Genomic DNA, 11,344 nt, shown 5'->3' with positions numbered 1-11,344 from the left:
GGCCTGGGCTTCGGCCTGGGCTTCGGCGGAGGCGGAGGAGGGGGCGGCGGGGTCGGCGTGGGCCGGGCGACCGGCCGGGGCTTCGGCGGCGCGGGCCGCGGCACGGGCCTCGGCGTCGGCCGGGGGACCGGCCGCGGCCGCACGGTCGGCGTGGGCTTCGGCGGCGGTGGCGGAGGCGGCGGTGGGGGTGGCGGTTTCGACGGGGTCGGCGTCGGGGTCGGGGTCGGCGTGGGCTTCGGGCAGACGGGCGGCGTGGGCCAGGAGGGCGAGGCGGGCGGCGTGGGCCACGCGGACGAGCCGGGCCAGGGCCCACCGCCCGCGATCGCCACCGCGTCCGTGCCGCCGGGGCCGGTGGAGGCGTACGCGCAGGCGTCGGCCACGGCCGCGCCGGACGGCGCGCCCACCACCAGCCACCCCAGCACCACCAGCGCCAACAGCCGTGCGACCGGCACGGATTGGGTTCTTTCACGTCCATGCACGACGGAGATCATGAGCGCCCGCGGCCGCGCCCACGCCCGAGCCCCGGGTGATTGGCCCGAAGGAGGGACGGCTGCCGTACGGCGGTTTGAGCGCCGCACGGCGTGTCCCCGCGCGATGCGCACGCGCGTGCGGCCGGCGGGGTGCGCGGGGCCGTCGGGCGGGGTGTTCCACACTCCGTCGAGCGGGTGTTTCACAGGGCCGTGACAGGGCTGCGCACAGTGTTCCGAAAGAAATTCGTGCGGCCGTTGAACACACCGCCCCCCGCCGTGCGTACCTAGGGCCGTGCGACGGCGCGGCAGCTGCGCTCGCAACTACCAGGCGACTATCGGGAGTTCAAGATGAAGACCTCGTGGCGGAGCGCCTCGCTCGTGGCGACGGCCGCGGCCGTACTGGCGCTCACGACGGCGTGCGGTCAGGAGAACGCCACGACCCCGTCGTCGGCGGCCCAGAACATCGGCGCGACGGCCGCGGCGGGCGCGAGCGCGAGCACCGGGGCCGGCAACGGCTACGGCGCCGACGGCAACCAGGCGTCGGCGAGCCCCGCGTCGCCCGCCGGAGCGCTCACCGTGGTCGACAACCCGCAGCTCGGCAAGGTGCTCACCGACAGCCAGGGCCTGACCCTCTACCGCTTCGACACCGACACCGCGAAGCCGCCGAAGTCCTCCTGCAACGGCGACTGCGCCACCACCTGGCCACCCGTCCCCGCGGACGACGCGTCCGCCGGCGCCGGCATAGACAAGTCGCTGCTCGGCGAGGTCACCCGCGCCGACGGCACCAAGCAGCTCACCGTGGCCGGCTGGCCGGCGTACCGCTACGTCAAGGACGTCAACGCGGGCGACGTCAACGGCCAGGGCGTGGGCGGCAAGTGGTTCGCGTTCTCCCCCGACGGCAAGAAGGCCAGCCTCGCGGACCTGCCCGGCCTCTCCGTCCGCAAGGACCCCAAGCTCGGCGACATCGTCGTCGACAAGAACGGCATGACGGTCTACCGCTTCCTCAAGGACAAGGCGTGGCCGAAGTCCGTCTCCAACTGCACCGGCGCGTGCCTGGCCAAGTGGCCGGCGGTCGCCGAGGTGGACGCCAGTGACACCAAGGGCGTGCAGAAGAAGGGGCTGATGGGCTTCACCCGCTCCGACAACGGCTTCAAGCAGATGACCGTCAACTGCTGGCCGATCTACACCTTCTCCGGTGACAAGGCCGCCGGGGACACCAACGGTCAGGGCGTGGGCGGCACGTGGTACGCCGTCGCGCCCGACGGAAAGCCGGTCGGCGCCCCTCAGTAGGGAATCACCTCCCCAGGGTTGATCGCCTTGCCCGAAGTGCCGGAGACGGAACGCGGAAGGGAGGGGTGAGAGCCAGCACAACTGCCGGACGCAACGACACGGGCGCGCGACCACGGTCCGCCCCCTCCGACCGCACGGAGGGGGCGGACCTACGCGTGCGTAGGCACCGGAGGACGGACGGCGGCGGACCGGGGAGCGGTGCGGCGGCGGGACCGCGGGACGGGCGGCGGGGAACCGGTCGACGAGCCAGGCCATGACCGGGAACGGATGGTCAATTTCCGTTTCGGCTCGCCCCATTGGCGGGCGATCAGTAGCCTCTGCTCGAACACCGGATCGCCTACGCCTTGGAGAGATAGATGGAGCGTCCCGCCTGGGCCCCGCGGAGCATCGACATCTCCGTGCCGAGTGTCTCCCGGATCTACGACTTCTATCTGGGCGGTTCGCACAACTTCGAGGTGGATCGGGAGGCGGCCCGCAAGGTCATGGAGTTCCTGCCGGGACTGCCCAAGACCATGCAGGCCAACCGGGCGTTCATGCGCCGCGCGGTGCGTTACGCCGCCGCCGAGGGCATCACCCAGTTCCTCGACATCGGCTCCGGCATCCCGACCTTCGGCAACGTCCACGAGGTGGCCCAGTCCGCCAGTCCCGGCGCCCGGGTCGTCTACGTCGACCACGACCCCGTGGCGGTCGCGCACAGCGAGGCCGTCCTCGGGGGGAACAGCGACGCGGCCGTGGTCGCCGCGGACCTCCGCAAGCCCGAGGAGATCCTCGCCAGTCCCCAGGTTCTGGACCTCATCGACCTGAATCGGCCGGTGGCACTGCTTCTCGTTGCCATACTTCACTTCGTGGAAGACGCGGACGACCCGTACCGGGCGGTGGCAGAGCTGCGCGAGGCCCTCGCGCCCGGCAGCATGCTCATCCTCACCCATGCCTCGTACGAGGGACTCCCGTTGCCGTCCGAGCGGGCCGGGGGCGCGGTCGACGTGTACCAGGACATCCGCAACCCGCTGATCATGCGCTCGCGTGACGAGATCGCGCGGTTCTTCGAGGGGTACGACATGGTGGAACCCGGACTGGTGCCGATGCCGCTCTGGCGGCCGGAGTCGTCGCCCGAGGACGAGGATCCGTACGCCTTCTCCGGCTTCGCCGGCGTGGGGCGTACCGCGTGATGGGGGAGCCGGACGGGCCGGAGGGCAGACTCCGCAGGTTCGCGACCATCTGGAGCCGGGCCGTGTTCCCGGTGACCTCCACCTCGCTGACCCGCGTCGAGTTCGAGGCTCAACTGCTGCCGCTGGCCCGCCGGTTGAGTGAGGCGCTGCGCGCGCGCAACCACACGGCCGACGAGGCGCGCGCGGTCGGCGCCGCACTGGTCGCGGCCCACTGCACCGACCCCGAGGCGCTGACCCGCACCCTCGACTGCATCGACGCCTACCTCGTGCTGTACTGCGGCGGCGACGGCCCGCAGGAGGACCTGCGCGCCCGCTCGTCCCGCCTCCAGCACGCCATGGCGGCCGGTTACGCGCAGGCGCTGCGCGAACGGACCCTGGCCGAGCAGGAGTCCATCGCCCAGGCCGCGCTCGCCGCGCAGGGCGTGGTCGCCCAGGCGCTGCACGCCAGCGAGGCCCGCTTCCGCGCGGTGTTCGAAGGCGCGGCCATAGGCATCTCCATCGCCGACCTGGAGGGCAACATACTCCAGGTCAACGGGGCCCTGTCGCGGATGTTCGGCGGCGCCGAGCAGAACCTGCGCAGCCGCAACGTCACCGAGTGGACGCATCCCGAGGACGCCCCCCAGGTGTGGCGGCTCTACGAGGAGCTGGTGCGCGGCGAACGCGAGCACTACCACGTGGAGAAGGCGTTCTACCGGCCCGACGGCACGGTGCTGTGGACCAACCTGACCGTCTCCCTGCTGCGCGACGCCGACGGCAACCCCCAGTACCAGCTGGCCCTCATGGAGGACACCACCGAACGGCGGCTGCTGAACCTGCGGTTGCGCTACGAGGCCACCCACGACGCCCTCACCGGACTGCCCAACCGCACCCTGTTCTTCGAGCGGCTGGAGAAGGCGCTGAACGGCGCCGAGGGGCAGCGCTTCGGCCTGTGCTACCTCGACCTCGACGGGTTCAAGACCATCAACGACAGCCTCGGCCACGCGGCCGGCGACCGGCTGCTCGTGGAGGTCGCCGACCGGCTCCAGGCGTGCGCGACCGCGCCCGGCGAGATGGTGGCCCGGCTCGGCGGCGACGAGTTCGTGGCCCTGACCACCGGCCCGGACACCGAGCGCGAGGTCGACGAGCTGGCCGCCCGCATCATGAACGCGCTGCTCGCCCCGGTCCGCATCGACGGGCGCGAACTGACCGTGCGCGGCAGCATCGGCGTCGTCGAGGGCCCGGCGGGCGAGCGCGGGCCCGCCGAGGTGCTGCGCAGCGCCGACATCACCATGTACCGGGCCAAGTCGGCGGGCGGCAACCGCTTCGAGCTCGCCGACGAGGAGGCCGACGCCCGCGCCATCACCCGGCACGGGCTGACGACGGCGCTGCCGACCGCCCTGGAGCGGGGCGAGTTCTTCATCGAGTACCAGCCGCTGGTGCACCTCGGCGACGGCAGCGTGCGCGGCGCGGAGGCCCTGGTGCGCTGGCTGCATCCGCAGCACGGCGTGCTCGGCCCGGACCGGTTCATCCCGCTCGCCGAGCACACCGGCCTGATCGTGCCGCTCGGCCGCTGGGTCCTGGAGGAGTCGGTGCGGCAGGCCCGGGTCTGGCGGGAGCGGCACTCCGACACGGGTCCGATGCGCATCAACGTCAACCTCTCGCCGTGCCAGCTCAGCCACCCCGGCCTGGTGCAGGACACGGTGGAGATCCTGGAGCGCACCGGCGTGCGGCCGGACGCGCTGTGCCTGGAGGTCACCGAGTCGGCGCTGATCGGCGCGGACGACGACCTGCTCAAACCGCTGCGCCGGCTGGCCGAGATGGGCGTCGACATCGCCCTGGACGACTTCGGGACCGGCTACTCCAACCTCGCCAACCTGCGCCGGCTCCCGGTGAGCGTGCTGAAGCTGGACCGCTCCTTCACCCAGAGCATGCAGCAGTTCCCGGCGGACCCCGTCGACCTGAAGATCGTCGAGGGTATCGTCACGCTCGCGCACAGCCTGGACCTCACGGTCACGGTCGAGGGCGTGGAGACCGGAGCGCAGGCCGAGCAGTTGCGGATACTGGGCTGCGACACCGCCCAGGGCTGGTACTACGCCCGGCCGGGCCCGCCGGACCGGCTGCACGAACTGGCGCTGGTGGACGCGACGGCCTGACCGTCGGCCGGGTCGGAGGGCCGGACACATGCAAGGAGGCGGACGCAGGAAGGCAAGGGACGTGAACACAGCGCTCAGCGTGGAGGTCGCCGTACGGCATCTGCTCGGCGAGAGGACCGAGGGCGGCGTGGTGACGCCGCGGCGCCGCACGGTGACCTGGGCCAGCCGGCAGTACCGGCTGACCCGCCCGGACACCGGGCGGGAGACGGTCGAGCTGGACTGCCCGGTGTGTTCGGCCGCCCTGCTGGCCGAGGTCCGCGACCCCGGTACGACCCGGCGCGTACGGCTGGTCCTCGGCGCTCTCGCGGTGCTCGCCGTCGTCGTGCTGGTCGCCGCCCTCGCGTACGCCGTCCACGAGGGCGGGCGGACGCTGCCGGAGGGCGAGTCGCTGCCCGTGCTGTTCCCGGTCAGCCTCGTCGCGGTGTTCCTGGGGTTCGTCTCCGCGCCCGCCCTGTGGGCCGGCCGCCGCAACTACACCGGCGTCAGCCTGCTGGAGGCGCCCAAGCCGCGCCGCGGCCACCGGATCGTGCCGGTGCGCGTCCCGCGGGGCCGGCGCCGCTGAGCGTGCCGTGGAGCCGGCGCCGCTGAACGTGCCGTGGGGTCGGCGCCGCTGAGCCGCTGCCGCCCGCGCTGCCTGCCCGCGGTGATCAGCGCTCCAGCAGCATCCGCTGGAGCTCCCGGGCCGCCCGGGGCGGCGCCACGTCGCTGCGGTGGGCGAGCGCGATGGTCCGGAACAGGCCGGGCCCGGCCAGCGGGGTGACCCGCAGTCCGCGCCCGGCCCGGGTGGCCACCATGCGCGGAACGACGGCGACGCCGAGGCCCGCCCGGACGAAGCCGAGCACGGCGTCCATCTCGCCGCCCTCCACCGTGAAGTCCGGTTCGAAGCCCTCCGCCCGGCACGCGGCCACGGTCAGTTCCCGCAGGTCGTAGCCGTGCCGGAACATCACCAGGCGCTCGCCCTCCAGGTCGGCGACGCGCACCGCGGGCCGCCCGCCGCCCGGGACGGGCGCCTCCGGGGAGGAGACCAGCACCAGGTCCTCGCGCAGCAGCTCCACCGTGGTCAGCGCGGGGGAGGGGGTCGGCAGCGGCAGGACCACCAGGGCCAGGTCGAGGGCGCCGCGCGCGAGCTGTCGTACGAGATCGTGCGAGCCGCTCTCCTCGATCAGCAGCCGGATGCCTGGATAGCGGTCGTGGAAGGCGCGCAGCACGTCCGGCAGCAGGCCGGTGCAGACGCTGGGCGTCGCGCCGAGCCGGATCCGGCCGCCGCGCAGCTGCACCAGTTCCTGCACCTCGAAGCGGGCCGTCTCCGCGTCGGCGAGGATGCGCCGGGCGAGCGGCAGCAGGGCCTCGCCCGCGTCGGTGAGCGTGATGTTGCCCCGTGCCCGCAGGAACAGATCCGCGCCCAACTCCCGCTCCAGCGAACGGATCTGCTGGGACAGCGACGGCTGCGCGACATGCACGGCCTCCGCGGCGCGGGTGAAGTGCCGGGTCTCGGCGACGGCCACGAAGTACTGGAGCTGCTGGAGCTGCATAAGCCACACAATAGCCTGTGGCTATGGAAACGAGCCGGACCATGTCTTGGACCGATCGGGACCTTCGGCCCTACCGTCGGGTCCCATGGCACTGGCAACGCGGACGGACCGACGGCCGTCCCTCGCACGCACCGTGTGGGACTCCACCGTCGGCAAGAAGACCGTGATGGCGGTCAGCGGACTGATCATGCTCGCCTACCTGGTGGTGCACATGATCGGCAACCTGAAGATCTACTTCGGGGCCGCCGAGTTCAACCACTACGCGCACTGGCTGCGCACCATCGGCGAACCGTTCATGCACTACGAGTGGACGCTCTGGGTCATCCGGATCGTCCTGGTCGCGGCCGTCGCCCTGCACGCCGTCTCCGCCTACCAGCTCAGCCGCCGCGACATCAGGGCCCGGCCGAGCACGTACGTGCACAAGCGGCCGCGGGCGACCTACGCCACCCGCACCATGCGCTGGGGCGGGATCATCCTCGGCCTGTTCATCGTGTGGCACATCCTCGACCTGACCACCGGCACCGTGCACTCCGGCGGCTTCCAGGAGGGCCACCCCTACCAGAACGTCGTGGACACCTTCTCCACCTGGTGGGGCGACGTCATCTACATCGTCGCGATGCTCGCGCTCGGCCTGCACGTCCGGCACGGCTTCTGGAGCGCCGCCCAGACCCTCGGCGCCGGCAGCCGCACCCGCGACCGCGCCCTGAAGACCGTCGCGAACGTCCTCGCGCTGCTGCTCACGGCCGGCTTCATCGCCGTCCCCGTGGGCGTCATGACCGGAGTGGTGAGCTGACCATGACCTACACCGACTACGCCACCGGCGAGCCCCTCGCCGACACCAAGGCCCCCGCGGGACCCGTCGCCGAGCGCTGGGACACCCGCCGCTTCGAGGCCAAGCTGGTCAACCCGGCCAACCGCCGCAAGCACACCGTCATCGTCGTCGGCACCGGACTCGCGGGCGGCTCGGCCGGCGCGACCCTCGCCGAACAGGGCTACCACGTCGTCCAGTTCTGCTACCAGGACTCCCCGCGCCGGGCCCACTCCATCGCCGCGCAGGGCGGCATCAACGCCGCCAAGAACTACCGCAACGACGGCGACTCCGTGCACCGCCTCTTCTACGACACCGTCAAGGGCGGCGACTTCAGGGCGCGCGAGTCCAACGTGCGCCGCCTCGCGCAGATCTCCGTCGAGATCATCGACCAGTGCGTGGCGCAGGGCGTGCCGTTCGCCCGCGAGTACGGCGGCCTGCTCGACACCCGCTCCTTCGGCGGCGTCCAGGTCTCCCGCACCTTCTACGCCCGCGGCCAGACGGGCCAGCAGCTCCTGCTCGGCGCCTACCAGGCGCTGTCCCGGCAGATCGCCGCGGGCAACGTCGAACTCCACCCGCGCACCGAGATGCTGGACCTGATCGTCGTCGACGGGCGGGCCCGCGGCATCGTCGCCCGCGACCTGGTCACCGGGAAGATCGACACGTACTTCGCGGACGCCGTCGTCCTCGCCAGCGGCGGCTACGGCAACGTCTTCTACCTGTCGACGAACGCCATGAACTCCAACGCCACCGCGATCTGGCGGGCGCACCGGCGCGGCGCGTACTTCGCCAACCCCTGCTTCACCCAGATCCACCCCACCTGCATCCCGCGCACCGGCGACCACCAGTCCAAGCTCACCCTGATGAGCGAGTCGCTGCGCAACGACGGCCGCATCTGGGTGCCGAAGGCCAAGGGCGACGACCGCCCGCCGAACAAGATCCCCGAGGACGAGCGCGACTACTACCTGGAGCGCATCTACCCGTCCTTCGGCAACCTGGTCCCGCGCGACATCGCCTCCCGCGCCGCGAAGAACGTCTGCGACGAGGGCCGCGGCGTAGGCCCCGGCGGCCAGGGCGTCTACCTGGACTTCGCCGACGCGATCCGGCGGATGGGCCGGGCGGCCGTCGAGGAGAAGTACGGCAACCTCTTCGACATGTACGCCCGGATCACCGCCGAGGACCCGTACACCGTGCCCATGCGGATCTACCCCGCCGTGCACTACACGATGGGCGGACTGTGGGTCGACTACGACCTCCAGACCACCGTGCCCGGCCTGTTCGCGATCGGCGAGGCCAACTTCTCCGACCACGGCGCCAACCGGCTCGGCGCGTCCGCGCTGATGCAAGGCCTCGCCGACGGCTACTTCGTCCTGCCGGCCACCATCAACGACTACCTGGCCCGCAACCCGAACCAGCAGCCCGTCACCGACGAACACCCCGCGGTCCAGGAGGTGCTGGCCGAGACCGAGGACCGCATCAACCTGCTGCTGGCCGTCGACGGCGACCGCACGCCCGACTCCTTCCACCGCGAAGTGGGCGAGCTGATGTGGGAGTTCTGCGGCATGGCCCGCACCGACGCCGGACTGCGCAAGGCGCTGGAACGCATCCCGCAGATCCGCGAGGAGTTCTGGCGCCGCATCAAGGTCCCCGGCAGCGGCGAGGAGTTCAACCAGTCGCTGGAGAAGGCCAACCGCGTCGTCGACTACCTGGAGCTCGCCGAGCTGATGTGCCTCGACGCGCTGCACCGCGCCGAGTCCTGCGGCGGCCACTTCCGCGAGGAGTCCCAGACCCCCGACGGCGAAGCCGCCCGCCGGGACGAGGAGTTCTCCTACGCGGCGGCCTGGGAGTTCACGGGCACGGGCGAGGCCCCGGCCCTGCACAAGGAAGACCTGGTCTTCGAGTACGTCCACCCCACCCAGCGGAGCTACGCATGAGGCTCACCCTGCGCGTCTGGCGGCAGAAGAACGCCGACGCCGAAGGCGCCATGTCCACGTACGAGGTGGACGGCATCTCCTCCGACATGTCGTTCCTGGAGATGCTCGACACCCTCAACGAGGAACTCATCCTCAAGGGCGAGGACCCCGTCGCCTTCGACCACGACTGCCGTGAGGGCATCTGCGGCGCGTGCAGCCTCGTCATCAACGGCGACGCGCACGGCCCGGAGCGCACCACCACCTGCCAGCTCCACATGCGGTCCTTCAAGGACGGCGACACGATCGACGTCGAGCCCTGGCGGGCGGCCGCGTTCCCGGTCATCAAGGACCTCGTCGTCGACCGGTCCGCGTTCGACCGCATCATCCAGGCCGGCGGCTACATCACCGCGCCGACCGGCGCCGCCCCCGAGGCGCACGCCACGCCCGTGCCCAAGCCGGACGCGGACTTCGCGTTCGAGCACGCCGAGTGCATCGGCTGCGGCGCGTGCGTGGCCGCCTGCCCCAACGGCGCGGCCATGCTGTTCACCTCCGCCAAGGTCAACCACCTCAACGTGCTGCCGCAGGGCGCCCCCGAGCGGGAGACCCGCGTGCTCGACATGGTGGCCCAGATGGACGCCGAGGGCTTCGGCGGCTGCACCCTGACCGGCGAGTGCGCGACCGCCTGCCCCAAGGGCATCCCGCTGTTCTCCATCACCGGGATGAACAAGGAGTGGCTGCGGGCGACGCGCAAGGTGTCCAAGCGGTAGTCGTGCCGGGGCCGTTCACGGCCGACGGTCCGTCGTGGCCGTTCGCGCAGTTCCCCGCGCCCCTGAAGGGCACCTGGTCGCCGACATCCCAGGGGCGCGGGGAACTGCGCGACCAGCCCCCATCGGCCCGCGGTGAACGCACGACCTGCCCCCACCGGCCCGCGGTGAACACCTCAGGCTCAGGCGGGATGTCACAGCCGCCTTGTAGGCTCCCCGCATGATCTTCGGACGCAAGGGGAGGGGGCGGTTCCTCGAAGCCGTGACCGGTTTCGAGGCCGCCGTCCGCGAGCGGGACGGCGCCCGCTCGCAAGCGCATTTCACCGACATGCAACGGCAGTTCAAGGACGCCACCGACGAGGACTTCGCCGAGGCAGGTCCGCGGCTCGCCGCACTGCTCGCGGACGTGCCGCCGGGCCCGCGCGCCACCGTCGCCGTGGCGGTCGGCGCCTGCGTCGAGCGCGGCGCCGACCCCGCGCGCTGCGCGCCGTACGTCTTCGACGGACTGGCCCAAGTCCTCGCGGGCGCCCAGGACTTCTGTGAGCGCTGGACGGACGGCGGCGGAGGGGACTTCCCCGACCCGGAGGCGGGCGAGCCGCTGCCGGAGGTCGTGGAACGGGCCGGCGAGCAGGCCACCCTCGCCTGGTGGACGCTGCCCCAGTGGGAGATGGCGACCGTCGCGATGCTCGCCCACGCCGCCGTGCGCACCGCCCTCGACACCGACCGCCGGGCCGAACTGCTGCGGACCGCACGGTCGGTGCAGGAGGCGTCCGGCCAGAACTTCAAGTGCCTCGTCTACGCGCTGCTCGTGCTCGACGACGAACCCCTCGTCGTCCTGCACCGCCCCACCGGCACCGGATTCGCGCTGCGGATGTCCGGCCTGGGCGACAACTTCCAGCTGCACACCCTGCTCGCCGACGTCCTCGCGGGCGGCGGGCACGTGCCCGGGTACGTCCCGTCCGCGCAGGAGGCCGCGGTCTGCCGCGACCAGCCCGGCCAGGTGCCGACCACCGGCTCGTTCAACCTGCTCACGCCCGGCGGGGACTGGGTGTGGAACGAGGGCACGCCCACCGACATCCCCGTGGTCGACGGCGTACGGCTGCTCGTCCTCGACCCGCCGCCGTATCAGCGGGGCTGGCCCGCGGGCCGGTTCTTCCCCGGCATGCGGGGCGACCTGGTCCTGGAACGGGTCCTCGCCCCGGGGGAGGCGGGGCGACTGCTCGCCGGCTGCGTGACGAAGGACGGCTGAACGGGGGCGGGGAGGGG

General features: G+C 72.3%; 9 protein-coding genes and 1 pseudogene. 8 read left to right on the top strand and 2 right to left on the bottom strand.

Annotation, left to right across the window (positions count from 1 at the left end):
* Window positions 1-288 (bottom strand): annotated as a pseudogene (locus tag WN71_RS42105) (hypothetical protein); the annotation flags it as partial.
* 530 nt (window positions 289-818) lie between these two features.
* Here WN71_RS42105 and WN71_RS35500 point away from each other — a divergent pair.
* The 4 genes from WN71_RS35500 to WN71_RS35485 all read left to right on the top strand — a co-directional run bounded on the left by WN71_RS35500 (window position 819) and on the right by WN71_RS35485 (window position 5,623).
* Window positions 819-1,760, top strand: coding sequence for an SCO0930 family lipoprotein (locus tag WN71_RS35500; protein WP_046585582.1), 942 nt, complete (start codon window positions 819-821; stop codon window positions 1,758-1,760).
* Between the two features lie 356 nt (window positions 1,761-2,116).
* The gene (locus tag WN71_RS35495; protein WP_046585579.1) at window positions 2,117-2,929 is read left to right on the top strand and encodes an SAM-dependent methyltransferase; all 813 of its coding nucleotides are present in this window, start codon (window positions 2,117-2,119) and stop codon (window positions 2,927-2,929) included.
* Window positions 2,926-5,061: a putative bifunctional diguanylate cyclase/phosphodiesterase gene (locus WN71_RS35490; RefSeq protein WP_046585578.1), complete on the top strand. Its 2,136-nt coding sequence runs from the start codon at window positions 2,926-2,928 to the stop codon at window positions 5,059-5,061. The genes WN71_RS35495 and WN71_RS35490 overlap by 4 nt, the downstream gene beginning before the upstream one ends.
* A 61-nt stretch (window positions 5,062-5,122) precedes the next feature.
* Window positions 5,123-5,623: a hypothetical protein gene (locus WN71_RS35485; RefSeq protein ID WP_046585576.1), complete on the top strand. Its 501-nt coding sequence runs from the start codon at window positions 5,123-5,125 to the stop codon at window positions 5,621-5,623.
* 85 nt (window positions 5,624-5,708) lie between these two features.
* On the opposite strand, the gene WN71_RS35480 is transcribed toward WN71_RS35485, so the two are convergent.
* A complete protein-coding gene (locus WN71_RS35480) occupies window positions 5,709-6,593 on the bottom strand; it encodes a LysR family transcriptional regulator (RefSeq protein ID WP_046585573.1) in 885 nt (294 codons plus the stop codon).
* Window positions 6,594-6,678: 85 nt separating this feature from the next.
* Between WN71_RS35480 and WN71_RS35475 the strand changes: the two genes are divergently transcribed.
* The 4 genes from WN71_RS35475 to WN71_RS35460 all read left to right on the top strand — a co-directional run bounded on the left by WN71_RS35475 (window position 6,679) and on the right by WN71_RS35460 (window position 11,327).
* On the top strand, window positions 6,679-7,386 hold the full coding sequence (locus WN71_RS35475; protein ID WP_046585572.1) for a succinate dehydrogenase: 708 nt from the start codon (window positions 6,679-6,681) through the stop codon (window positions 7,384-7,386).
* A 2-nt stretch (window positions 7,387-7,388) separates the two neighbouring features.
* Window positions 7,389-9,335: a fumarate reductase/succinate dehydrogenase flavoprotein subunit gene (locus tag WN71_RS35470; RefSeq protein ID WP_046585569.1), complete on the top strand. Its 1,947-nt coding sequence runs from the start codon at window positions 7,389-7,391 to the stop codon at window positions 9,333-9,335.
* Window positions 9,332-10,081 (top strand): succinate dehydrogenase/fumarate reductase iron-sulfur subunit, encoded by a 750-nt coding sequence (locus WN71_RS35465; protein WP_046585567.1) that lies wholly within the window; start codon window positions 9,332-9,334, stop codon window positions 10,079-10,081. Before WN71_RS35470 ends, WN71_RS35465 begins: the two co-directional genes overlap by 4 nt.
* A 217-nt stretch (window positions 10,082-10,298) precedes the next feature.
* Window positions 10,299-11,327, top strand: coding sequence for a hypothetical protein (locus WN71_RS35460; RefSeq protein ID WP_046585565.1), 1,029 nt, complete (start codon window positions 10,299-10,301; stop codon window positions 11,325-11,327).
* Window positions 11,328-11,344: the final 17 nt, after the last annotated feature.

Origin of the sequence: Streptomyces mangrovisoli (genome assembly GCF_000974985.2) — a bacterium.
GTDB lineage: Bacteria > Actinomycetota > Actinomycetes > Streptomycetales > Streptomycetaceae > Streptomyces > Streptomyces mangrovisoli.
This window is presented reverse-complemented; position numbering and strand designations above follow the sequence as displayed.

Excerpts from the sequence above, each read along its gene's own strand:
- WN71_RS35500 (WP_046585582.1), top strand. The coding sequence starts at position 819 with ATGAAGACCTCGTGGCGGAGCGCCTCGCTCGTGGCGACGGCCGCGGCC.
- WN71_RS35495 (WP_046585579.1), top strand. The coding sequence starts at position 2,117 with ATGGAGCGTCCCGCCTGGGCCCCGCGGAGCATCGACATCTCCGTGCCG.
- WN71_RS35480 (WP_046585573.1), bottom strand. The coding sequence starts at position 6,593 with ATGCAGCTCCAGCAGCTCCAGTACTTCGTGGCCGTCGCCGAGACCCGG.
- WN71_RS35475 (WP_046585572.1), top strand. The coding sequence starts at position 6,679 with ATGGCACTGGCAACGCGGACGGACCGACGGCCGTCCCTCGCACGCACC.
- WN71_RS35470 (WP_046585569.1), top strand. The coding sequence starts at position 7,389 with ATGACCTACACCGACTACGCCACCGGCGAGCCCCTCGCCGACACCAAG.
- WN71_RS35465 (WP_046585567.1), top strand. The coding sequence starts at position 9,332 with ATGAGGCTCACCCTGCGCGTCTGGCGGCAGAAGAACGCCGACGCCGAA.
- WN71_RS35460 (WP_046585565.1), top strand. The coding sequence starts at position 10,299 with ATGATCTTCGGACGCAAGGGGAGGGGGCGGTTCCTCGAAGCCGTGACC.